Below are 23,066 nucleotides of genomic sequence, written 5' to 3' on the forward strand. Positions count from 1 at the left end.
CGCTATCAGAAACTGGATGTAGTCTTCATCTGTGACTTTCGGTGGGTTCATAACCTTCCTTATCGCTCTTTATCAACCAACTGCGTAACTCCTAGTTTTTTTAGATCGAACCCTAAATTTTTTAAGCGGCCGGCCGATCTTGCAATGACATGCCGATTTTCGCCGGAGATTATCTCAGTGTTCAAAGCTCATCCTGCAAACTGCCCAGCGCCAAGCTGTCACGATCACGCCCATTATTTACCGGCCCCTGACCTTAACCGACGCCGGTTTATCCAACTTGCCGCCCTCGGCGGTGGCATCACTTTACTCGCCCTGGCGACACCCTGGCGGATCACGCGGGCTGAAACCGGGCATGGTCCTGCTTTACAAGCGCAAGCAGCGAACGCCGGGCATGATACCTCCGGCAAGCAGGGTACTGATCCGCAAGCAGGGGCCGCCGCCCATACCGCTGAGGCCCTGTTGCTAAGCTGCATGGACTATCGCTTGATCGACGATATCACCCGCTATATGGATGGTCGCGGCATGACCAACCAATATGATCACATTGTGCTGGCAGGCGCCTCACTGGGTGCGCTCAGCGATTATTCCAAGCAATGGAAAGAGACATTCTGGGAGCATTTGAAAATTGCCAGCGATCTGCACCACATCAAGAAAGTCATCCTGATGGACCACCGCGATTGCGGCGCTTACAAGGTGATCCTGAAAGCAGATTTTTCCAAAGATCCGCAGTTGGAAACCCGCATCCACGCTAAATTTCTCCGTGATTTGATGACCGCCATCCACAAGCGCCACCCTGATTTAGAGGTCGAAAGACTCATGATGAATCTTGATGGCACCGTACAACCCATCAGCTAAATTTTCCCACCTCATCCCGACCGATCCCGCCACACACTCTACGCGGCTCCGGTCGGGTTCTGCGCATCAAGCCGATTTCTGTCCTGGAAGGACTGGTCTTCAAAATATCGGGATTGCTGTCGGCTCCTTCCTCTAACCCATCAACATCCGCCTCTTGGCAACCTGCCAGTTTGGAACTATCCTATATCTATATAGCACTAATCTAGTACCGATTTCTCAGTTCAGTATGGAGTGTCCATGATCCGCATTACCCGCGAAGCTGATTACGGCATCCTGCTGATGACCTATTTAGCTCAGGCTGAGAGCCAGGCATTGAGCGCCGCCGCCTTAGCCCAACAGCGTCACCTGCCTTTACCGATGGTCAGTAAGATTCTGAAAACGCTGGCGCGGGCTGGCCTGCTCACCTCACAGCGTGGGGCGCTGGGCGGCTACAGTCTGGCGCGACCGCCCGCCGCTATTTCCGCTGCCGACATCATCGGCGCGCTGGAAGGCCCCATTGCCATCACCGAATGCAGCGAGGAAGGCCACGATGGCTGCTGTTCGCGGCAGGCGTATTGCGAGGTCAGTGGGCATTGGCCACGGATCAATCAGGCTATTTTCAACGCCTTGCAAGGCATCAGCCTGCTGGAAATGAGCCGACCCGATCCGCTACAGCCGGTGCAGTTTCATCCGCTGCGCCAAACCGTGACCGCCAACGCCGCCGATCATCCGATTTGAGCCGCCACCTTTCGCACAGGAATTTGAACGATGAACGATAGCAACCAAGCCCTCGAAAAGTTGGCCGCCAGCGATTACAAGTACGGCTTCGTCACTGACATTGAGCAGGAAACGGTGCCGCCGGGGCTGAATGAAGACGTGATCCGGCTGATTTCTGCCAAGAAAGACGAGCCGGACTGGCTGCTGGCTTGGCGACTGGAGGCGTTTCGCTTTTGGCTGACCCAGACCGAGCCGACCTGGGCGCGGGTGCATTATCCGCCGATTGATTATCAATCCATTTCTTACTACGCCGCACCGAAGCAGAAAGGCGATGGCCCGAAGAGTCTGGACGAGATCGACCCGGAATTGCGCCGCACTTACGAAAAGCTCGGTATTCCACTGGCAGAACAGGCGATTCTGGCGGGCGTGGCGGTGGATGCAGTGTTCGATTCGGTGTCAGTAGCGACCAGCTACAAGGGCAAACTGGCGGAACAGGGCATCATCTTTTGCTCATTTTCTGAGGCGGTGCGCGAGCACCCCGAACTGGTGAAGAAGTATCTGGGAACGGTGGTGCCCTACCGCGATAACTTCTACGCAACGCTCAATTCGGCAGTGTTCTCGGATGGTTCTTTCGTCTACATCCCGCCGGGCGTGCGCTGTCCGATGGAATTGTCTACCTACTTTCGCATCAACGCCAGCAACACCGGCCAGTTCGAGCGGACGTTGATTATCGCCGACGAAGGCGCATCTGTGTCATACCTTGAGGGGTGCACCGCGCCCATGCGCGATGAAAATCAACTCCATGCGGCAGTGGTGGAACTGGTAGCGCTGGACAATGCCACCATTAAATATTCCACCGTGCAGAACTGGTATCCGGGCGATGCCGAAGGTCGGGGCGGTATTTACAACTTCGTGACCAAGCGCGGCTTGTGCAAGGGCCGCGATTCCAAGATTTCCTGGACGCAGGTCGAAACTGGTTCGGCGATTACCTGGAAATATCCGAGTTGCATTCTGCGCGGTGAAAATTCAGTCGGGGAGTTCTATTCGGTCGCCCTGACCCGTGATTATCAGCAGGCCGACACCGGCACCAAGATGATCCACATGGGCAAGAATACCCGCAGCACTATTGTTTCCAAGGGTATTTCCGCCGGTCACGGTCAGAATGCGTATCGGGGCTTGGTAAAAATCCTGCCGACCGCCGAAAACGCCCGTAATTATTCGCAATGCGATTCCCTGCTGATGGGCGCTCAATGCGGTGCGCATACCTTCCCGTATATCGAAGTGCAGAATCCGACCGCCCAGGTCGAGCATGAGGCCAGCACCTCGAAAATCAGCGAGGATCAGCTTTTTTATTGCAAGCAGCGCGGCATCAGCGCCGAGGATGCGGTGAGTTTGATCGTCAATGGCTTCTGCAAGGATGTATTCAAAGAATTACCGATGGAATTTGCGGTGGAGGCGCAGAAGTTGATTGAATTGAAATTGGAAGGGAGTGTGGGTTGATTAAATTGATTGGAGTAATAAATCAATGGAAAATTTTATAAACAATTTAGCTGATATGAACTGGGGATGGTGGCCGTTTGTTTCACTCAAACCAGCTCAAGATGAAAAAATGACAAATGCTTTAGTGGCCAAGATGGCTCTTTATTTTGGTACTTTTTATGGAATTATTTTTTATCTTATCACAATGGGATCGCTTGCAAATTTTAATATAATTAAAGCCATATTATTTTTAGTATACATAATTATATTCTTCTTTGTTGGCTATCGAGTTACTTTTGCTTATTTCTGGAATAAACGTGCTGATCGTTTAAGGTCTAAAGAGTAAGCTCTAAGAGAATCATAGTTCATGCAATGGCAAGACGTTTGTGAACATCCCAGTTTGCAGAATTTGCCCTTTAAAATTGAACTCAATGAAAAAGGGCAGATTCTCATGTCTCCTGTAAAGGTTTATCACTCGGCTTTTCAGGGGAAAATCAGCCAATTATTGCCGAAGCAGGGTGTAGTCCTTGCTGAATGCGCGATCAAGACTGCAAAAGGAACCAAGGTTGCTGATATTGCCTGGTGCTCAGAGGGGCGATTTAAGCAGATTGAGCAGGAAACAGAGTGCTCTATTGCGCCGGAAGTGTGTATAGAAGTGCTTTCTTTCAGCAACACGAGCGGCGAGATCGAAGAAAAACGGACTCTTTATCTTGTGGCGGGAGCCATTGAATTTTGGGCCTGTAATGAAAATGGCAATATGGCTTTTTTTGATGGCAATGGCCCATTAAAAACTTCCAATTTGATTCCTGATTTTCCACATCAAGTAAAAATTATTACTTAAATGAAATCGCAAATCAACTTGAGAGCTTACGAAGCGATGGAGTAATTGCCTGATGGCAATAAGAGCGAGAAGTCCATCACCGATATTCCTGGATGAGAATATGGAGACAGAAAGCTCCAGGGTGGTCTACGTCCGTAACCGTCGTCGCCGAATTGTTTTTGGCTGGTATGGTGGGAAATTCTCCCATCTGGATTGGCTGCTTCCGTTATTGCCAGTTTGTCACCATTATTGTGAGCCATTCTCTGGCTCTGCTGCTGTGCTACTCAACCGCTCGCCGTCACCAGTAGAAACGTACAATGATATGGATGGTGAGGTCGTCAACTTCTTTCGCATGTTGCGCGACCAGCACGAAGCGCTGATTCGGGCCATCGCATTGACGCCTTTTTCACGAGAGGAATATCACCGCGCCATCTATGGCGATACCAACGAAATCAGCGATATTGAGCGAGCCAGACGGTTTTATATCCGGGCCCGGCAAACGCGCACGGGCCTTGCCCAAACGGCATCGCTGGGTCGCTGGGCGAATTGCAAGGACACCAGCCGGGCGGGAATGTCCGGGGTCGTTTCTCGCTGGTTGGGTGGCGTGGAAGGACTTGACGACATTGCCCAGCGTTTGCTGCGGGTGCAGATTGAAAACCGCCCGGCTATCGATGTTATTCGGCTTTATGACAGCCCCAAGACACTTTTTTATTGCGATCCACCCTATTTGCACGCCACCCGCGGCGATACCAACGCTTACCGCTTTGAGATGGATGAGAGGCAATACCAGGAATTTGCTGAAGTCGCCCATCAATGCAAAGGCATGGTCGCTGTTTCGGGTTACGATCACCCTGTTATGGAACAACTCTTTCCCTCAGCACATTGGTTCAAAACCCTGGGTCAGGATAAAACTATTCACTCCACTAAGGGCGCTCGGCAGGAAGTGCTATGGACGAATTATGAGCCGCAGAGGCAAAAAGGACTTTTAGCATGACCCCGGAAGAAATCCTGAAAAATATCGTGGAACAAGCAACCGCGACACTTAATACCTCGGTCATTGCCGACTCGATCATTCGGGAACGGGTCGATTACATTTGCCGCTGCCTAAGTAACCGTGCCGGAGTGCGCTTGTTGATGGCCTGCTTATTGGGAAAGCTGGATAAGCCCACTATCGATCCGCGCAAACCCTATACCGAAATTGGTGGGACCGACAGCTTTTCAGGACGCACCTACGATGAACGTTATCTGACCCCTTTCATCAATCAATACCGATTGCCGGTCAATTCAACCACCGCCTTTCTCACACCGACTTTGCGCAATATCAATCAACCGTTATTCACAAACTGGGAACTGGTTGGCAGACCGCGTGAACTTTATAAAAAAACACTCGAATTGCTTGAAGATGTGGCTAAACAGCGAATAACGGCCGATGTGGTTCTGGTAGAAACTGTTCGTGTATTGATGCTGATGCGTGATGAAAAACTGGCACGGATGGCGTCTCTGCTGAAAGGACTTGAGCGCTCTGAAGGTACTTTGCCACTGTCCTCAGAGGCTATTATTACGCTGATTAGCCAGCATCTTGCTTGCAAGAACGCCAGCCGTTTACCGGTTCTGGTAGTAGCAGCCGCGTATCAAGTGGCAGGAGCACGCCTGACGGAAAGCCTGTTACCTCTGCAATCGCATAATGCCGCTGATTTACAAACAGGTGCATTGGGTGATGTGGAAATTGGTCTGGTTGGCGATGATGCGGCTGTCACCGTTTATGAAATGAAAATGAAGCGCGTCACTCCAGAGGATATCGATACGGCAGCAACCAAAATCGCCAGAGCACAGCAACGGATTCACAATTATCTATTTGTGACTACGGATGTCATTGAGTCGATAGCTTCTCGCTATGCGGCCACTTTTTATGAAAAAACAGACGGTACTGAAATTGCGATTTTGGATTGCATCGGATTCCTACGCCATTTCTTGCATTTATTCCACCGTATTCGGAGTGATTATCTGACGGCCTATCAATCGCTGGTTTTAAATGAGCCGGATTCAGCCGTCAGCCAAACGCTTAAAGAGGCATTTTTGGCCCTGCGCCAAGCCGCCGAGAGCGGGGAGTAATGAAAATTCGCATCAACAGATCACTTAAAACAGGCTGCTAGATTCCCTTTTTTAGAGGCTATTGACTACAGGAACCCATTCATCATGCTGGAAATCCGCAACTTGCACGCCACGGTCGAAGGCCGGGAGATTCTCAACGGCATCGACCTTCACATCCGGGCCGGTGAAGTCCACGCCATCATGGGGCCGAACGGCTCCGGCAAGAGCACGCTGGCGAATGTCATTGCCGGGCGCGAGGGCTATGTGGTCACCGAGGGTGAAGTGTTGTTCGAGGGTAAGAATCTGCTGGAGATGGCCCCGGAAACCCGCGCCTGTGAGGGCCTGTTTCTGGCGTTTCAGTATCCGGTGGAAATTCCCGGCGTCGCTAACCTGTATTTCCTGAAAGCCGCCGTCAACGCCGTGCGCAAATATCGCGGCGAAGCGCCGGTCGATGCGATGGACTTCTGGGATTTGGTCCACGAACGCATGGAATTGGTGAAGATGGATGAATCCATGCTCAAGCGCTCGGTCAATGAAGGCTTCTCTGGCGGTGAGAAAAAGCGCAATGAAGTGTTTCAGATGGCAGTGTTGCAACCCCGGTTCGCGGTGCTGGACGAAACCGATTCCGGGCTGGACATCGACGCCCTGCGGGTGGTGGCCGATGGCGTGAACGCGCTGCGCGGCCCGGAACGCGGCTTTCTGGTCATCACCCACTATCAGCGCTTGCTCGATTACATCGTGCCGGATTACGTGCATGTGCTGGTCAATGGCCGCATCGCTCGCTCTGGCGGCAAGGAACTGGCGCTGGAACTGGAAGAACAGGGCTATGCGCTCTACAACGAGGAACCCGGCCGGGCGCGTCGGGCCGCCGCGTGAGATTCGTACCATGACCGCTGTAGCCCCACTGCCCACTGATTTCTGGCGTCAACGCTTTATGACGTTCGTTGCCAACCACCACGAGCCGGAGCCGATCACCCGCTTGCGCCAACAAGCGTTTGAGCGGTTCGCGGCGCTCGGCCTGCCGACCCGCCAGCAGGAAGCCTGGCGTTTTACCGATCTCAGCGCCTTGACTGCGTTGACGCTTCAACCGCCTGCCGATGCGCCCGTTGACGCTAGCGCGTTGCCGACATTGGAAACATCCGCACACCGGCTGGTCTTCGTCAATGGCCGTTACGCGCCGGGATTGTCGAAGCTGGAAACGCTGCCGGATGGGGCGACTATCGCCAGCCTGAACCCTCACCCCAACCTCTCTCCCACCGGGGGAGGGGCTGAAGACGAGTTTGCTCAACTGCCCGGCTTGGAACAGCACCCCTTCGCCGCGCTCAATGGCGCGTTTGGGGAAGACGGCGCGGTCATCCATCTGCCACGCGGCACGGTGCTGGAAACGCCGATTCATCTGATTTTCCATTGCACCGGTGGCGATATGGCGGTTTATCCGCGCCTACTGATCACGCTGAAAGACCGTGCCCAAGCTACCGTAGTAGTCGAATATCGCGGACAAGGCCGTTATCTGAATGCGCCGGTAGCCGAATTATCGGTCGGCGCGGGCGCGGTGCTGGATTACCACCAGATTCAGGAAGAATCGGCGCAGGCGTTCCATCTGGGCGGCATCCGCGTTAAACAAGGCCGCGACAGCCAGACCCGCTTGCATCTGCTGTCCTTCGGCGGCCAACTGGCCCGCACCGATCTGGAAACGCTGCTGGACGGTGAACAGGCTCAATGCCTGTTGAACGGCCTGACCGTGGCCCGCGATAACCAGGCCGGCAATTTCTACGTCCGGGTCGAACACGCCCACCCGCACGGCAGCAGCCAACAATCCTTCAGAAGCGTGCTGGACGGTAAGGCGCGGTCGGTGTTCGATGGCATGATTCACGTCCGTCCGCACGCCCAGAAAACCGACGCCCGCCAATCCAGCCGAAATCTGCTGCTGTCCAAGCAAGCCGCCGCGCACTCCAACCCCCGGCTGGAAATTCTGGCCGATGACGTGAAATGCGGTCACGGTTCCACCACCGGCTTTCTCGATCCCAACGCCGAATTTTATCTGCGCGCGCGCGGCATCCCCGCCGCCCAGGCTCGCGCCATGCTGGTTTACGCCTTCGCCAACGACAACCTCAACCTAATGAGCCTGACGCCATTGCGTGAGCGCCTGGCCCGCCTGTTGGCCGAGCGGCTGGCGCTCGACAGCATCGAGGAGGACATCGCATCATGAGCGCCCCGTCCGCGCTATCCCCTTTGCCGGCCAAAAGTTATGAGCCGGATTTGGCCCGCATCCGCCTTGAATTCCCGATTCTGGGCCAAAAGATTCACGGCAAGCACTTGGTTTATCTGGATAACGCCGCTTCGGTGCAGAAGCCGCGCGATGTGATTAAAGCCGTTAGTGATTGCTACAGCCATTACTACGCCAACATCCATCGCGGCGTGCATTTGCTGTCGGAACGCTCGACCACCGCCTACGAAAACGCCCGGGAAACCGTCCGCGCCTTTATCAACGCCGCCAGCGGGCAGGAAATCATCTTCACCCGTGGTACGACGGAAAGCATCAATCTGGTGGCGAGCAGCTTTGGCGGTAGCCGATTCCAGTCGGGCGATGAAATCCTTATCACCGGCATGGAGCATCATTCCAACATCGTGCCGTGGCAACTGCTGTGTGAGCGCACCGGCGCCACGCTCAAGGTCGCGCCGTTCACCGATGCGGGCGAACTGCTGCTGGACGAGTACGAGCGGCTGTTGGACAGCGGGCGGGTGAAACTGGCGGCCTTCGTCCATATTTCCAACGCGCTCGGCACCATCAACCCGGCCAAGACGCTGATTGAACTGGCCCACGCCCGCAATATCCCGGTGCTGGTGGACGGGGCGCAGGCAGTGGCGCATCTGCCGGTAGACGTGCAGGCGCTGGATTGCGATTTCTACGCTTTCTCCAGCCACAAGATTTATGGCCCCAGCGGGGTTGGCGTGCTGTACGGCAAACAGGCGCTGCTGGAAGCGATGCCGCCCTATCAAGGTGGCGGTGACATGATTCGGCTGGTCACTTTTGAAAAAACCGAATACGCCGACCTGCCCAATAAATTCGAGGCGGGTACGCCGAACATTGCGGGAGTCATCGGCTTGGGGGCGGCGCTGGATTGGCTTAACAGCGTCGGTTTGGAAACGGTCGCCGCCCACGAACACGCGCTGCTGAACTACGCCACCGCCAAGTTGGCGGAGATTCCGGGCTTAAACATCATGGGCACCGCCCGCGACAAGGCGGCGCTGGTGGCGTTCACCCTGCGCGGCGCTCATCCGCACGACATCGGCACCATTCTCGACCGGGAAGGTATCGCCATCCGCGCCGGTCATCATTGCGCCCAGCCGGTGATGCAACGCTACGGCGTTCCCGCCACCGCCCGCGCTTCGTTCGCGGCCTACAACAGCCGTGAGGAAGTGGACTATTTGGTTGACGCTCTCTGGAAAGTGAAGGAGTTATTTGAATAATGAACGACTTGCGCGACTTGTACCAAGAAGTCATTCTGGATCACAACAAGCGGCCCCGGAACTTCCGCATCATCGCGGAACCGACTCACAAAGCCGATGGCGTCAACCCGCTCTGCGGCGACCGGGTGAGTGTATTTCTCGATATTCAGGATGGGACGATCAAGGACATCGCGTTTCAGGGGGCGGGTTGCGCCATTTCCAGCGCCTCGGCCTCGCTGATGACCGAAGCCCTCAAAGGCAAAAAGGTCGCGGACGTCGAACATCTGTTCGATGCCTTCCATAACGTTGTCACCACCGACTGCGAGTGTCCGAAAGGCTTGGGCAAGCTTAGCGTATTGGCTGGGGTGCGCGATTATCCCAGCCGGGTTAAATGCGCGACGCTGGCCTGGCACGCGGTGCGCGCCGCACTGGAAGAACACAAGCAGCCGGTGGCGACCGAGTAATTTTCTCCGTTCAGGAGGCCCGCATGAGCACGACGACGATGGATTTACCGGATGCTGAGGAACTGGAAGCCAAGGTCATTGAAGCCATCAAAACGGTTTATGATCCTGAAATTCCGGTCAATATTTATGAATTGGGGTTGATCTACAATCTGGAAGTCGATCCCATCGGCAATCATGCCGACATTCAAATGACCCTGACCGCGCCCGGCTGTCCGGTCGCCGGTTCCATGCCGGAATGGGTGGAAAACGCGGTTCGGCACCTCGCGGGCGTGGAATCGGTCAACGTCGAACTGGTGTGGGACCCGCCGTGGTCTACCGAGCGGATGTCGATGCGCGCCAAGTTGGAATTGAATATGCTATGAGTCAGTGAACTTGCTGAGTCATCTCAGCATAACATCGGCTTCGACCTCGACGACCAAGGTACTCCTGTGGAAAATTTCGTCCCTGTCTTTGAATCCAAAGTCAAAAAGCTTTATGACAAGGTGGTCAAAGAGCTATCTATCCCCAAAAAAGAACGGAATAAGAAGCGCCTTAAGAAGATGCTGCGAGAAATCAAAGGCATGAAGAAAACGATTCGATCCGCAAAAAAGGTCAAATCCTGTCCCCACTGCGGCCATGCGCTATGGGACGAAGATGATCTGCCCTATGCGGATACGGATGTAGCGGCCGCCTAAGATGGGCCTTGCCCCCTTCAATATAGAACGACGCCGACACAGGCTTATCACGCTGGCGCCGCTCTACCTCTAAGCCTTTCTATCCAGCAGCCGCGCGGCGTAGCGCGTCATGCACATTTGGATATTTTCGCCCAAAGGCTGAGGCACAAAAGGCATCTACCTCACTGGCCAAGCGCGCAAGACTATCCACTTGCTCGATCTTTTCGATCCATGGTCGCACACCAAAATCCTTCTCGCTGATATCCAAAAGAATATCGAGAACGGCGAATCGGACTTCGGCAAGACCTTTTTTAGAGGTGGTCGAGCTAGGATGGGTTGGCGGTAGGTTCTGAACCGTAGCGTTCTTTGGAGCTTCAATCAGTTTCAGTTGATACAACATATCAAATGAATCGATATCGACTTCTCGGATTCCCAGACGCAACAAGTCATTGACGCTACGCACTCCATTAATCATGATCAAAAGCTGATAAAGATTCGGTGGAATGTTCGTTTTGGCCGCGTTATTTTGTGCGGCGCCGAACGTGGTCTTGACTGGAATATCGCTCGGCTTGTAGCCACTCATGAAGATTTCCCTGCCTCGCGATCAATACGGATGCGGCCTATCGCGTCGCGTAGCCTACCGACATCGGCCAGTAAAGCATCCCGTTCACTCGTCTGAGAAAGCCCATTAGCCCGTGCCGTAATGTCATCAGCCACGGTGCGAATCGCCAGGCTGATATTGCGCAACCGGCTTTGCATCATTTCAAGAGCGCCGATCAGCGATGCAGGCGTCTTGGCATTCAGCCGCTCGGTGAGATCGCCCCGCGCCATACGACTGGTGGCGGTCACCGCATCCTCCGGGTCAGTTCCCAGCGCGGTTAAGACGCTATGCGATAGCGCAACAGCGACCGCAACCAGCAGCCCAGTCAGCAATAAAGTCACTAAAGCAGCGGTAAACACCTGATTGCTGGTATTGCTTCGCACGGTAGCCGCTTCATCGCCAAATCGTTGAGCAACGCGCTTTTGGAGATCAGCCACTAACGAGTCGATACCGGCGGACGTCGACCGGTCCATACCACGAACTTCAAGGTCAATGGCCGCCTGAGCCTTGACGTCCAAGACTGCTTGTTTATCGAGCGCCTTACGATAACGCTCACCCAGTAGTTTATGTTCGGCAATGGTTTTTTTAACCTCTTTAGTCGGCTCTTCCATGCTCAGAGTGGACAGATTGCTGCTTAAGCTTTGCAGCATCTTATCCATCTTAGCTTCCTGCGCTTCAAAGCCTTGCCAATGCTTGTTACGCAATTCGAGGTCACTACCTCGAATGAGTACGTTTTTCCACTCCTGTACCTGCCGCTGAAATGCTATCTGGGCCTCGCGGGCTGTATCGACGATCTGGGTGAGTTTCAACCCCTGCTGATAGGCAAAATCCGTTGCATCCAGCAAGCGACCCGATGCCCACCAACCTCCGAACAGTAGAACGATGATCAACGCGATCATACCGGCCACTAGGGCCATCAAACGGGTTCGAAAACGCATGACGGGTTCACCAATGAGTTGATATCCGATGATTATTGATTGAGAAAACCCGCTTGAACAGCATCATGGGGTAATCTCTTTTAATTATAGAAGCTACGCAGTTAGATTTTTAACACATTGATTTTTCTTTAACTTGTGCAGCACATCATAAAAATTATTTTTAGATCAACGGCTTATTGTTTTAAGCGCGTAACTCCTAAATTATGTTAAGCATTTTTACAGGTAACCGTTTTTACCGCTAGCCCCAAACTCAAATAAACGGCTTTAAGATTCAATTTAGCTTGTGCTTGTATGCTGGAACGCATGATGCCCCTCCCCATACTGGAGAATCACCATGCGTTTTGCCTTCATCACTGTCTTATTAGTCCTCAGTTTCAGCACTCACGCCGAAACCCCCGCTGATTTTCAAAAACAGTTCGCCGCCCAAGCCCAGCAGGAAAACCCCGCATTCACCGGCTTTTCCGCCGAGCAGGGCCAGCGCTTCTATGCCAACACGCACGGCAAGGAGTGGAGCTGCGCCTCTTGCCACAGTCAAAACCCAAAGGCCATCGGGCAGCATATCGCTACCGGTAAAACCTTGGCGCCACTGGCCCCTGCCGCCAGCCCGGAGCGCTTTACCCGCCCTGATAAGGTCGAAAAATGGTTCAAGCGCAATTGCAATGAGGTGCTGGGCCGAGCCTGCACGGCGCAGGAAAAGGGTGATGTGCTGAGCTATCTGTTGAGCGTTCGCTGAGGAGACCGCCATGAGCCTACCCTATTGGAGTCGTTGGCCGGTTCTGTTGTCGGGGGTACTGCTGGCCACTGCTGGCGCGGCCTTCGCCGATGACGATGATGATGACAATGCACGTATCCGCCCGCTGAATCATGCTGCCTGGCGGCAGGAATGCAGCACCTGCCATATCGCCTACCCGCCGCAATTACTTCCCGCCGTGTCGTGGCGGGCGATCATGAAGGGACTGGATCAGCATTTTGGCACTGATGCCTCGCTGGACCCCCAACAACAGGCCGATATTCTGCGCTTTTTGGAGGCTAACGCCGGTGGCGAGGGGCGTTCGAGGCGCGGCGAGCCACTCTTACGCATCACCGAAACCCGCTGGTTTGTTCATGAGCATTCCGAGGAATTGCCCAAGGATATTTGGAGCCGTCCCAGCATTAAATCCGCCGCCAATTGCAACGCCTGTCATACCGCAGCGGAGCGTGACGATTACAGCGAGCACACCTTGCGCATCCCGAAATAGGGAAACCCAGCGCATAACCCACTGTTGGAGATGGTCATGAATCCTTTTAATCGAGTCCGCTGGTTCCATGGCTTGTTCGTTCTGGCATTCCTGCTGGCCTATTTCACCGGTGACGAGGGCGAGCGATTGCATGTCTGGCTCGGCTACAGTTTGGTGGCGTTTTTGGTGATCCGGCTGTTCACGACGCTGGTCAAGGTGAAGGGATTTCCGCCGCTGTCGCCGACATTTCGTCCTGGTATGGCCGTTAGCGCCGTAAGCCGTTCCTTGGTGGTCGCCTTGCTTCTTGCCATCAGCGTAACGGTGGCCACCGGGTTGACAATGGTCGATAACGCCCGCGTGCTGGGCATAACCGCTGCTGCGCCCGCCAACGTCGTCGCCGCTGCCGATGAGGAATGGGCAGAGTCCACGATCCCCCCCTGGCTTGAACAGGTGGAAGATATCCATGAACTGGCTGCTAACACGACGCTGACGCTGGCGGGCTTGCATGTGGGTTTTCTCCTGGCATTCCGGCGACGTTTTGCGCTCAACATGATTCCAGGATTAGCGAATCTGGCGCAATGCTGTAGCGGCTTGGCCGCGAAAATAGCGCCGATGGCTGGAATCTCATCGTCTGCAACGAAGGGGACGATTTTGCCAGAGCGCTAGCCGATACTCGGCGGATTCACCCGGTTTTGGCGGGGCGGCTAAAAGTCGTCATATAGACGCCGCCCACCGCCAGCGCCATGCCCATCAGCGAGATCGGGGGCAGCGTCTCGTTAAACAAAACCCAGGCGATTAAGGCTGTGCTCAACGGCACCAGATAAAACAGGCTGGCGACATTGACCGCGCTACCGCTGTGGATCAGCACGTTGAGCAAGCTGATCGCGCCAATGGACAGCACCAGCACCAGCCAGCCCAGCGCGAAGATAAACTCCGGCATCCAGTCGATCTGGAATTCGGTAAACAGGGCAATGGCGATGGCCGTTACGATAGCGCTGGGTACGAACTGAATCACCGAGCCGGTGCGCAGATCAAAGCCGGAGCAAAAGTGTTTTTGATACAAGGTGCCGATGGTGATGCCCAGCAAAGCCGCCAGTGCCGGAATCAGGATCGGCCCCAGCGCATTCTGGAGGCCGAACTTGCCGCTGATCACCAAGGTCACGCCGACAAAGCCCAGCGCCAGTCCGAACCATTGCCGCGCCACCACCCGTTCGCCCAACAGCCAGCCCGCACCCAGCGCCGTCAAGAGCGGCTGCATCCCGACCACCAGCGCGGCGATGCCGGACGGCAGGCCGTGTTTAATCGAGATAAAAACCCCGCCCAAATAAATGGCGTGAATCAGTATGCCGGATACCCCGATATGGATCCATTGACGCGGATGTTTCGGCCACGGTGCACCGCTTAAGACCGCCAGGGTTGTCATGAGAACGATGACGCACAGATAGCGCACCAACAAAAAAGATAATGGTTCGGCGTGCGGTATCCCAAAGCGCGCACCGATAAAGCCGGTACTCCACAAAAAAACGAACAACAGCGGGTAGAGGCGTTTCATGTCAGACCGGCGGGCGGGTTGGGGAAATGTAAGTTGCCGCTTGCGTGGCATCTGCACAAGGCGGGTTATAGATGACTGGCGCTGGATTATCCAGCGAAGCCACCCAGGCTATCCTTAAAGTTGATTCTGTAGCCCTCGGCTCATCTGTATGGGACTAAATCATTATTCATTTTAAAAATTCGATTTTATTAAATGCACCCATTTTACACATAACGTTACCAGTACTATCATATTGCAAACCTTTTCCAAGTGTAATTCTGACTTTCCTGCCTTTGAATTTTATTGGCATCTCAGTTTTTTCATTCCACGCTTGACAGATAGGTGCAGCACACAAGCCACTATGATATCTGCTATCTTTACTCACAACTGTAAGATAGCAATTAGCTCCGCATTCATATACCAGAATAGATCCTTCAACAACTGTATTTTTTTCATTAGCTGTAGTTATGCAAAGAAGGCTTGTTAACACAAACCCAGTAGTAATATGGTATTCATATTTTTAGCCCCCAACAGTTAAATTCAGCGGTAACCAAACAGTGAAGCTATAAGAAGTTTTCATCAAGGAATCTAAACAGCCGAAGCCCATTGTTTCAACTAACCCAAAGTGGCTGCGGATAAGCTGTAATCGGTGAACAAAAGTGAAGTTTTTGGGGTGTTTCAGTTGAGCGTCATGTTAGGTGCTTCTACGCCGGATTTCATTTTCAATTATCTCTTTTACGAACAATGGTATTTCTTTCTCTAGGAAACGTGCCTTTGTTTTTAACTTTTCATAGGTGGTAACTTCATCCTCTTGCCAAACAAGATCAAGCCGCCGTATTTGGCGCATGGCAATATGTGAATAATTTTCTGGATAAGCCCAATAACATGTCAGACAAATCGTTCTGTCTTTAGTGTTTTTCCAGTTCTCGCAATGCTCACAAGACCACGATTTGGCACGATTTGCTGAACCAGAAAGCAACATAAAATCTTCTGGGTCAAGTTCAACACTCTCCCCATCACCACCAACTTCATAGGGTACACGATGGTCAATCTGTAATTCTCGCCCATCAATTTCCTCAAGGTAGATAAAACACTTACAACCATATTTTTCTGTTAGGGCATCTTTAATTTTTTTGGATAGCCCAGTTCTACCTGATAATTTTGTAAACCTCTTGGTCTTTACATCGCCGAAGCGATAAGCAGCAATCTTGCGTCCATCGGAACTCATAACCCTGAAAGTTTCAAGTGGGATTCCGTGCTCGCGCACATCTCTGATTGCCCTTGGTGGGTGGTTATAACCGTATATTTCTTTCAACTCCTCAGTTGTGATAAACCCATGCTCCAAAATATGGTCAATAACAGTTTTGGGGCGTTTTGCTGTAACAGAATGACAGAGTTCAATGAAGTCTTTTGGTAGATTAGGCATATTGAGCTTGGGGTTCGAGCAAGACATACTGCTGCGCTTTTGGTTGATGATAATCCTTTGGTTTGCATGGAAGTCTATCTGTCAGCGCACGAGAGAGATAGAGAGATTCATAGGTAATCTCATCACGCCCAAGCAAAGTGGACTGGCTAGAACGCCCCGCCTCCAATTCAACGCGGGCAAGTTCAAGCGAGGCGGGCAGTAGTTCCCCAAATGCTTTTTCGCCCCTGCGCCCATCGTAGCTGACAATATATGAAATATCTCTTGAATTAAGCTCTTCAAGAGCGGCCACAAAGTTAGCATGAGTAATTCCAGAAAAATAACGTGAATCTCGGTCCCCGCACACCCCTTGGTAGGGTGGGTCCATATAAACAAGATCTAATTTTTTTGCTTTAGCCAAAACAGCTTTATAATCCAAAGATGAAAATTCCGTTTTTTCTTTTAACAGTTTGGAAACACTAAGAATATTCGCACGCATAGTCTGTGGCCGGGTACCGTGTCGTCTTTTATCAGGGCTTTGATTGAACATCCCTTCAGAGTTGTACCGAACTGAACCTTTGACACATCTCGCTAATAGATAGAGAAAAAGACGTGGGTCTTGTGTGCGGTTGAAGCCCTCTCGAACTCTGTAATAGTGCTCAATGGAGTCGCTATATTGCTCATTCCAAACTGTTTCATAAAATGAAGCGACATTGGATGGGGATTCGACAATCAATCGCAACAACTCGACCAATGGCTCATTCAAGTCGTTAATGAGATATGTTTTCGCCATGTGGCGAGCGGCAACAGCAATGCTAATTGCAGCAGAACCTGCAAATGGCTCGATTAAGCAATCAACCCCCTGTGGTATATACTGTAAAATGATGGGGGCTAAATTTCGCTTGCTACCTTGATATTGAATGGGGTGTGGGACTTTTTTCATGTAGCCACTATACCTCTATATGATTGGCTCGGCAGCCCAAAGCACCTAATGGGGCGGCGGATAAGCCGTGAAGCCGGAAAAGCTAAAGGCTTTCACGGCCGATGTTGGCTTCATCCGCTGGTCCTGCGGCGCTTCGCGCCGAGCAAGCAGCAGATGGTGATCCGCCGCCCCGTTGTTGGGGATGCAAAGCGTCCCCGACAATACCTGAGTTAAGCCGCAGTGCGTAGTGGCAGGCGGCGGGTTAGGCTGCAAGCCTACCCGCAAGGTCAGCCATGAAGCAACGTCGGTTTGAGCGAGATTTCATCACAGCCATAAATTAACGACTAGCGGCCATCAGCATAACCCAAACTCATGGCTTACGTTGCCCAAAGTAAAAACCGATATACCAGAAGAGAAGGGAGGTAGCTGCTCCTCCGCAGAGCATTCCAAGCAATTCATCAGAGTTTCGGACTATCCCTGGAAAGTCACCATGTAAACCAATATATCCTAAGAATAGCCCTGCCAGAGTTAACCCCCAAGTGGTTGCTAAGCGCAAGGGTGACTTTCTAATAAAGGTAACGAGAGCTATCGCGCTCGCTGGAGGAATAAGCAATAAGAAGAAGGGTTCTCGATGAGATGAGTCTGAACCATGTGCTAATCCAGTCGCATACAAAGTTACCATGATGGCAATTACGCCAAACAGGGGCCAAGGTCTGTGATTCGCGCCAATTTTCTCCGCAAAAAATATGATTATCGCGCCTGGCGTAGCAATAATGAAAGCAGCAATGAAGGTGGTTAAAAATCCTAGATGCAACGGCCCATTGAAACTCGCTATTGCTGAGGGCGATAAGCACTGAAGACCTATGCCAAAGATCCAATATGGTAGACGCATTAATCTTGGTACTGGTTGATGCATCATCCAGATCTCCGATATTGGCTAACCCATGATGAGCTATAAAGTAGGGCTGGCATGAATAATAGACTCAACCCTGAAACTCCCGCACCACCTCAATTAACCCCACCAGATTGTTATTCAGTTCTTCAAGTTGCTCGGCGGGAATCCACCGTTCGGTGTGATGTGCGCCACCGACTTTCTGGATCGGATACTGCGCCATAAACGCCGCTTTTACCCGAAACTGGGTAACGGCTCCAAAACCGCTCTGCTTCACATTCCATTGTTCCGCGATTTCAGAGGCATAGCGCTCATTGGTAACCGGATAGAAGATCGGCTGCTCCGGCAGCCGTGGCGGCCAGCGGCTGAAGCCGTTCTGCCGGAGCAACGCTAACTCTCTGGGGCCAACCGGCCGGAACAAGGTCACCGTTTCTGCTTGTTTCATGGCGCTATTTCGTCCGTGGGGCAACACTGCGCATTATCAGAAACCGAACATTTCTGCTACCATGCGCGGCATTTCAGTACAGTCATAAAGGATGTTTACGATGTCACGCCCCTATAACTTTAGCGCGGGTCCGGCGATGTTGCCGGAAGCAGTTCTGGAACAGGCCAAGGCCGAGATGCTCGACTGGCATGGCTCCGGCATGTCAGTGATGGAAATGAGCCATCGCGGCAAGGAATACATCTCGATTGCCGAACAGGCCGAAGCCGATCTGCGCGAACTGCTCGCCATTCCGGCCAATTACAAAGTGCTGTTTTTGCAAGGCGGTGCGTCCAGCCAGTTTGCGATGGTGCCGATGAATCTGCTGCGCGGCAAGACCAGGGCCGATTACCTCAACACCGGGCAGTGGTCGAAAAAAGCCATTTCCGAAGCCAAGAAATACTGCCAGGTCAACGTGGTAGCCAGTTCCGAGTCGGCGAATTTCTCGACCGTTCCAGCGCGCGACACCTGGAAATGCGATCCAGAGGCTGCCTATTTGCACTACACGCCCAACGAGACCATCGGCGGCGTCGAGCTGCACACCATCCCGGACGTGAGCGTACCGCTGGCGGCGGATTTTTCCTCGACCCTGTTATCGCGGCCGCTGGATGTGAGCAAGTTCGGCGTGATCTACGCTGGTGCACAAAAGAATATCGGCCCCGCCGGACTGACTATTGTCATTATCCGCGAAGATCTAATGGGTCAGACTGTGGCCGGGACGCCGACCATGCTCGACTACGCGACGATGGCGAAAGAAAGCTCAATGTACAACACGCCGCCGACTTATGCCTGGTACATCGCCGGGCTGGTATTCCAGTGGTTGAAGGCCCAAGGCGGGTTGAAAGCGATGGGCGAGCGCAATAAAGCCAAAGCGGACTTGTTGTACAAGGCCATTGACGAATCCGGCTTTTACAAAAATCCGGTCGATCCGGCCTATCGCTCGTGGATGAACGTGCCGTTCATTCTGCCCGATGAAGCCTTGGATAAGCCCTTTTTGGCCGAAGCCAAAGCCGCTGGGCTGTTGACGCTCGCCGGGCATCGCTCGGTCGGCGGGATGCGCGCCAGCATTTACAACGCGGTGCCGCTGGAAGGCGTTAAAGCGCTGGTCGATTTCATGGCCGATTTCCAGAAGCGGCGCGGCTAAACGATTCCCCCACCTAAACAACCCCGGCTGCCTGGCAGTCGGGGCTTTCTTTTTTGGAAATGACGGATTGAACCCCGATGGCTAAATACAAAATCCTCACTCTCAATAACATCAGCGTGTGTGGTCTGGAGCGCCTGCCCCGCGACCGCTATGAAATCGCCTCGGAAATCCAGCATCCTGATGCGGTGCTGCTGCGCTCCTTTGCCATGCACGACTGGCCGGTGCCTGGGACATTGAAAGCGGTGGGTCGCGCCGGCGCGGGCGTCAACAACATCCCGGTGCCGCAGATGACCGCCAAGGGCATTTGCGTGTTCAACGCGCCCGGTGCGAATGCCAATGCCGTGAAAGAACTGGTCATTGCCGGAATGTTGCTGGCGGCGCGCAATATCTGTCCAGCCTGGGACTACACCCGCAAGTTGCAAGGCACCGACGCCGAACTGTCGAAACAGGTCGAAGCCGGTAAGAAAAATTTCGTCGGCATCGAACTGCCCGGCCGCACCCTGGGCGTGATCGGGCTGGGCGCGATTGGCGTGAAAGTCGCCAACGCCGCCCGCGCGCTGGGAATGCGGGTGATCGGTTACGATCCGCACATCACCGTCAGCAATGCCTGGCAGTTGTCTTCGCAAGTCGAGCAGGCAACCAGCGTCAACGAGATTGCCGCGCAAGCCGATTTCATGACCCTGCATGTGCCGCTGAATGACGCCACCCGCCAGATTATCAACGCTGCGCTACTAAAAAATGCCAAACCTGGTCTGATTTTGCTCAACTTCTCGCGCGAAGGCGTGGTGGACGAGGAAGCGCTGTTTGCAGCGCTGGAAGCAGGTAAGCTGAAATCTTACGTCTGCGATTTTCCGACCAATCGGCTGAAGGATCATCCGCGCGTGATCATGTTGCCGCATCTGGGCGCATCGACCGGCGAGGCCGAGGACAACTGCGCGATCATGGTGGCCGATCAGGTGCGTGATTATCTGGAAAGCGGCACGGTGCACAATTCGGTAAATTTCCCGGAAGTCGTGATGCCGCGCAACGGCGGCCCGCGCCTGGTTATCGTCAACGCCAACGTCCCGCACATGATCGAGCGGATTTCCAAGGCAATTTCAGGGGCGGGGGTCAATATTCAGGATATGCTCAACAAGTCACGCGGTGACATCGCCTGCACCCTGGTAGACACCGCCGCCGCCGTGCCGGATGCGGCCGTGGCGCAAATCGCTGAAACTGAAGGTGTGTTAAGCGTGCGGGTGATCTAACCAGCCGACGGTTTGTTCACCAGCAACGCTGCAAGAAGCCCACACAAAAATGCTCTCGCCGCTTTCCAAAAACGACGAGAGCGCAACACCAGTTGCAGTTCCAGATGCAGCACTTGCTCGACGTTTTGTGATTGGTGAGTGGTGGCGATCAGACCGGCGATTTCACCTAGTTTTAGAGCCTAACCCTTCCGGCTGCCCTATTTCCCTGGCTTCGGCCGATTAGTCCTCATCCAGCGCCTTGAAGCGTTGCGCCAGATCGTCGATCAGGGCGCGCACTGCCGGTAACAAGCCACGCCGTGAGGGATAGACCGCATGGATGATCTCCCGCCGGGGTGCCCAATCCGGCAGGAGTTGAACCAGCGTCCCTTGCGCCAGTTCGCTACGCACCAGCATGGTCGGCAGTTGCGCCAGACCCACCCCGGCCAGTGCGGCCGCCCGCAGGGCCACCATGTCGCCAGTGATCAAACGCGGCGTGTGATACAGCGTCGCCTGTGCCCCATTCGGCCCGAACAGGGTCCACTGATAATGCTGCTGCGGCGCGCTGTGGGCCAGGCTCGGCCATTGCGCCAGATCGGCCGGACTGTGCGGATGGCCCAAACGACCTACCAGCGCCGGACTGGCGACCAGTGCTTGACTGCGATCCGCCAGCACCCGCAACACCAGTTCGCTGTCGTCCAGTGGCGGCGGGCGGACCCGTAACGCCAGATCGATGCCCTCGCCAATCGGATCGACCCGCCGGTTAGTAGCATCCAGATACAAAGTGACGCGCGGGTGAGCGGCCAGAAACTCCGCCAGCATCGCGCTGACGTGGGCGTGCAACAGCGCCACCGGACAGGTCAGCCGCACGCTGCCACACGGTTCGGCGTGGGTGACGGCAATGGCTGTTTCCGCCGCTTCCGCTTCCACCAGCATCGCCTTGCAGTGCTCGTAGTAGGTCTGGCCGATCTCGCTCACGACAAAACGCCGGGTCGAACGCTGGATCAGCCGCACGCCGAGCCGTTCTTCCAATAGCGCAATCCGGCGGCTGAGTTTGGATTTTGGAATGCCGAGCGCGCGGCCCGCTGGGGCGAGACCGCCGTAATCGACCACCTGCACGTAGTAATAGAGATCGTTCAAATCCTGCATAGCCGGTCTCCGCGTTGTTGCGCTGAAGTCTGCTAAGGTGAATGATCGTTCTCATGATAGAACACTGAAGGCTAAATTTGCCGTCTACTGGATCGATTGTCCTGTTGATAAACTGCTTACCATCCAGTCCAGAGTGACTTAACCATCTTGGGAGAACGTGATGAAGCCAGTGAGCGGTATCTACAGCGCGCCGCGCCCGCATTGGGTCGGCGATGGTTTTCCGGTGCATTCCATGTTCGATTACAGCGGTCTCGGCAAATTGCTCAGCCCGTTTTTATTGCTGGACTACGCCGCGCCAACCCGGTTCGAGCCGAATACTGGTGCGCCGCGCGGTGTGGGCGAGCACCCGCATCGCGGTTTTGAGACCGTCACCATTGTTTACGATGGTGAAGTGGAGCACCGCGATTCCACCGGCCAGGGCGGCGTGATCGGCCCCGGCGATGTGCAATGGATGACGGCGGCGGGCGGTATTCTGCATCAGGAATTTCATTCCGCAGCGTATTCGCGGGCGGGTGGGCCGTTCGAGATGGTGCAGTTATGGGTCAACTTGCCCGCCAAGGATAAGATGAGCGCGCCCGGCTATCAGGCGATCATGAATGCGGACATTCCGGCGGTGGCGCTGGCAGATGGCGCGGGCACAGTGCGGGTCATCGCCGGTCAGTACGCTGGCCACACCGGCCCGGCGCACACCTTCACGCCGATGCAAGTGTGGGATGTCCGACTGAATGCGGGCAAGGGCACTGCGTTCGAGCTGCCCGACGGTTGGACCACGGCGCTGGTGGTGCTGCGCGGCAACGTGCGCGTGAATGGCGATACAGCAGCGCGTGAGGCGCAACTGGTGGTGCTGGAGCGAGCGGGCGCTGCGGTGCTGGTCGAGGCCGACACCGACGCCAAGCTGTTATTGCTGGCGGGTGAGCCGATTGCTGAACCCATCGTCGGCTACGGCCCGTTCGTGATGAACAGCCAGGCGGAGATTTCGCAGGCAATGCAGGATTTCCGCAGCGGCCGCTTCGGGCGGATTGCTCGGTAGTGTTCAGGCGGTCGGTTGACTGGCTTGC

At 54.2% G+C, this 23,066-nt stretch carries 27 protein-coding genes; 19 read left to right on the forward strand and 8 right to left on the reverse strand.

Going from position 1 to position 23,066, the window contains the following annotated elements; all coding sequences use genetic code 11:
• The first annotated feature begins 177 nt into the window (after positions 1 to 177).
• The 13 genes from BN873_RS18950 (at position 178) to BN873_RS17120 (ending at position 10,529) form a co-directional block, all read left to right on the forward strand.
• Positions 178 to 855, forward strand: coding sequence for a carbonic anhydrase (locus BN873_RS18950; RefSeq protein ID WP_053085435.1), 678 nt, complete (start codon positions 178 to 180; stop codon positions 853 to 855).
• 237 nt (positions 856 to 1,092) lie between these two features.
• Complete coding sequence (locus BN873_RS17065; RefSeq protein WP_048676606.1) at positions 1,093 to 1,572, forward strand: SUF system Fe-S cluster assembly regulator; 480 nt, start codon at positions 1,093 to 1,095, stop codon at positions 1,570 to 1,572.
• 30 nt (positions 1,573 to 1,602) lie between these two features.
• Positions 1,603 to 3,051, forward strand: a complete 1,449-nt coding sequence (sufB, locus tag BN873_RS17070) for a Fe-S cluster assembly protein SufB (protein WP_048676608.1) — start codon at positions 1,603 to 1,605, stop codon at positions 3,049 to 3,051.
• A 25-nt stretch (positions 3,052 to 3,076) separates the two neighbouring features.
• Positions 3,077 to 3,376 carry a hypothetical protein gene (locus tag BN873_RS17075; protein WP_048676610.1) on the forward strand — a complete coding sequence of 100 codons (300 nt, stop codon included), beginning with the start codon at positions 3,077 to 3,079 and terminating at the stop codon, positions 3,374 to 3,376.
• A gap of 21 nt (positions 3,377 to 3,397) precedes the next feature.
• Entirely contained in the window at positions 3,398 to 3,871 is a 474-nt protein-coding gene (locus tag BN873_RS17080; protein ID WP_048676612.1) for a Uma2 family endonuclease, read from the forward strand.
• A gap of 100 nt (positions 3,872 to 3,971) precedes the next feature.
• Positions 3,972 to 4,844 (forward strand): DNA adenine methylase, encoded by an 873-nt coding sequence (locus BN873_RS17085; protein WP_048676614.1) that lies wholly within the window; start codon positions 3,972 to 3,974, stop codon positions 4,842 to 4,844.
• Positions 4,841 to 5,962: a hypothetical protein gene (locus tag BN873_RS17090; protein WP_048676616.1), complete on the forward strand. Its 1,122-nt coding sequence runs from the start codon at positions 4,841 to 4,843 to the stop codon at positions 5,960 to 5,962. Before BN873_RS17085 ends, BN873_RS17090 begins: the two co-directional genes overlap by 4 nt.
• Before the next feature lie 84 nt (positions 5,963 to 6,046).
• On the forward strand, positions 6,047 to 6,817 hold the full coding sequence (gene sufC / locus BN873_RS17095) for a Fe-S cluster assembly ATPase SufC (protein WP_048676617.1): 771 nt from the start codon (positions 6,047 to 6,049) through the stop codon (positions 6,815 to 6,817).
• A gap of 10 nt (positions 6,818 to 6,827) precedes the next feature.
• Positions 6,828 to 8,150 carry a Fe-S cluster assembly protein SufD gene (gene sufD / locus BN873_RS17100; RefSeq protein WP_048676620.1) on the forward strand — a complete coding sequence of 441 codons (1,323 nt, stop codon included), beginning with the start codon at positions 6,828 to 6,830 and terminating at the stop codon, positions 8,148 to 8,150.
• The gene (locus BN873_RS17105) at positions 8,147 to 9,412 is read left to right on the forward strand and encodes a cysteine desulfurase (protein WP_048676622.1); all 1,266 of its coding nucleotides are present in this window, start codon (positions 8,147 to 8,149) and stop codon (positions 9,410 to 9,412) included. The genes sufD and BN873_RS17105 overlap by 4 nt, the downstream gene beginning before the upstream one ends.
• Positions 9,412 to 9,855, forward strand: a complete 444-nt coding sequence (gene sufU, locus BN873_RS17110; protein ID WP_048676624.1) for a Fe-S cluster assembly sulfur transfer protein SufU — start codon at positions 9,412 to 9,414, stop codon at positions 9,853 to 9,855. The genes BN873_RS17105 and sufU overlap by 1 nt, the downstream gene beginning before the upstream one ends.
• Positions 9,856 to 9,878: 23 nt before the next feature.
• Positions 9,879 to 10,217, forward strand: coding sequence for an SUF system Fe-S cluster assembly protein (locus tag BN873_RS17115; RefSeq protein ID WP_048676626.1), 339 nt, complete (start codon positions 9,879 to 9,881; stop codon positions 10,215 to 10,217).
• Between the two features lie 66 nt (positions 10,218 to 10,283).
• Positions 10,284 to 10,529 (forward strand): hypothetical protein, encoded by a 246-nt coding sequence (locus BN873_RS17120; protein ID WP_048676628.1) that lies wholly within the window; start codon positions 10,284 to 10,286, stop codon positions 10,527 to 10,529.
• A 79-nt stretch (positions 10,530 to 10,608) separates the two neighbouring features.
• Here the strand turns inward: BN873_RS17120 and BN873_RS17125 are convergent, their stop codons facing one another.
• Entirely contained in the window at positions 10,609 to 11,091 is a 483-nt protein-coding gene (locus BN873_RS17125) for a hypothetical protein (RefSeq protein ID WP_048676630.1), read from the reverse strand.
• Positions 11,088 to 12,047, reverse strand: coding sequence for a methyl-accepting chemotaxis protein (locus tag BN873_RS17130; protein WP_048676632.1), 960 nt, complete (start codon positions 12,045 to 12,047; stop codon positions 11,088 to 11,090). The genes BN873_RS17125 and BN873_RS17130 overlap by 4 nt, the downstream gene beginning before the upstream one ends.
• A 334-nt stretch (positions 12,048 to 12,381) precedes the next feature.
• Between BN873_RS17130 and BN873_RS17135 the strand changes: the two genes are divergently transcribed.
• Genes BN873_RS17135 through BN873_RS17145 form a run of 3 tightly spaced genes read left to right on the forward strand, consistent with a single transcriptional unit; the run spans position 12,382 to position 13,930 of the window.
• On the forward strand, positions 12,382 to 12,780 hold the full coding sequence (locus BN873_RS17135; protein ID WP_048676633.1) for a DUF1924 domain-containing protein: 399 nt from the start codon (positions 12,382 to 12,384) through the stop codon (positions 12,778 to 12,780).
• Positions 12,781 to 12,790: 10 nt separating this feature from the next.
• Positions 12,791 to 13,285 carry a diheme cytochrome c gene (locus BN873_RS17140; protein ID WP_048676635.1) on the forward strand — a complete coding sequence of 165 codons (495 nt, stop codon included), beginning with the start codon at positions 12,791 to 12,793 and terminating at the stop codon, positions 13,283 to 13,285.
• A 36-nt stretch (positions 13,286 to 13,321) separates the two neighbouring features.
• A complete protein-coding gene (locus tag BN873_RS17145; protein ID WP_048676637.1) occupies positions 13,322 to 13,930 on the forward strand; it encodes a cytochrome b/b6 domain-containing protein in 609 nt (202 codons plus the stop codon).
• Between the two features lie 16 nt (positions 13,931 to 13,946).
• Here BN873_RS17145 and BN873_RS17150 read toward each other — a convergent pair whose 3' ends face one another.
• From BN873_RS17150 to BN873_RS17165, 5 genes are all read right to left on the reverse strand, one after another.
• Entirely contained in the window at positions 13,947 to 14,816 is an 870-nt protein-coding gene (locus tag BN873_RS17150; protein WP_048676639.1) for a DMT family transporter, read from the reverse strand.
• A gap of 673 nt (positions 14,817 to 15,489) precedes the next feature.
• Positions 15,490 to 16,221 carry a helix-turn-helix domain-containing protein gene (locus BN873_RS19755; RefSeq protein ID WP_082161375.1) on the reverse strand — a complete coding sequence of 244 codons (732 nt, stop codon included), beginning with the start codon at positions 16,219 to 16,221 and terminating at the stop codon, positions 15,490 to 15,492.
• Positions 16,214 to 17,140 (reverse strand): Dam family site-specific DNA-(adenine-N6)-methyltransferase, encoded by a 927-nt coding sequence (locus BN873_RS19760; protein WP_082161376.1) that lies wholly within the window; start codon positions 17,138 to 17,140, stop codon positions 16,214 to 16,216. The genes BN873_RS19755 and BN873_RS19760 overlap by 8 nt, the downstream gene beginning before the upstream one ends.
• A gap of 349 nt (positions 17,141 to 17,489) precedes the next feature.
• Positions 17,490 to 18,038, reverse strand: coding sequence for a hypothetical protein (locus tag BN873_RS20200; protein ID WP_139031768.1), 549 nt, complete (start codon positions 18,036 to 18,038; stop codon positions 17,490 to 17,492).
• Positions 18,039 to 18,102: 64 nt separating this feature from the next.
• Positions 18,103 to 18,456 carry a hypothetical protein gene (locus BN873_RS17165; RefSeq protein ID WP_048676645.1) on the reverse strand — a complete coding sequence of 118 codons (354 nt, stop codon included), beginning with the start codon at positions 18,454 to 18,456 and terminating at the stop codon, positions 18,103 to 18,105.
• Positions 18,457 to 18,556: 100 nt separating this feature from the next.
• Here BN873_RS17165 and serC point away from each other — a divergent pair, with 100 nt between their 5' ends.
• Together serC and BN873_RS17175 are read left to right on the forward strand one after the other, a co-directional pair.
• Positions 18,557 to 19,636 (forward strand): 3-phosphoserine/phosphohydroxythreonine transaminase, encoded by a 1,080-nt coding sequence (serC, locus tag BN873_RS17170; protein WP_048676647.1) that lies wholly within the window; start codon positions 18,557 to 18,559, stop codon positions 19,634 to 19,636.
• Between the two features lie 77 nt (positions 19,637 to 19,713).
• Positions 19,714 to 20,883: a 3-phosphoglycerate dehydrogenase family protein gene (locus BN873_RS17175; RefSeq protein WP_048676650.1), complete on the forward strand. Its 1,170-nt coding sequence runs from the start codon at positions 19,714 to 19,716 to the stop codon at positions 20,881 to 20,883.
• Positions 20,884 to 21,102: 219 nt separating this feature from the next.
• On the opposite strand, the gene BN873_RS17180 is transcribed toward BN873_RS17175, so the two are convergent.
• Complete coding sequence (locus BN873_RS17180) at positions 21,103 to 22,008, reverse strand: LysR family transcriptional regulator (RefSeq protein WP_048676651.1); 906 nt, start codon at positions 22,006 to 22,008, stop codon at positions 21,103 to 21,105.
• Positions 22,009 to 22,168: 160 nt separating this feature from the next.
• Between BN873_RS17180 and BN873_RS17185 the strand changes: the two genes are divergently transcribed.
• Positions 22,169 to 23,038 carry a pirin family protein gene (locus BN873_RS17185; RefSeq protein WP_048676653.1) on the forward strand — a complete coding sequence of 290 codons (870 nt, stop codon included), beginning with the start codon at positions 22,169 to 22,171 and terminating at the stop codon, positions 23,036 to 23,038.
• Positions 23,039 to 23,066: the final 28 nt, after the last annotated feature.

Source organism: Candidatus Competibacter denitrificans Run_A_D11, assembly GCF_001051235.1.
Lineage (GTDB): Bacteria > Pseudomonadota > Gammaproteobacteria > Competibacterales > Competibacteraceae > Competibacter_A > Competibacter_A denitrificans.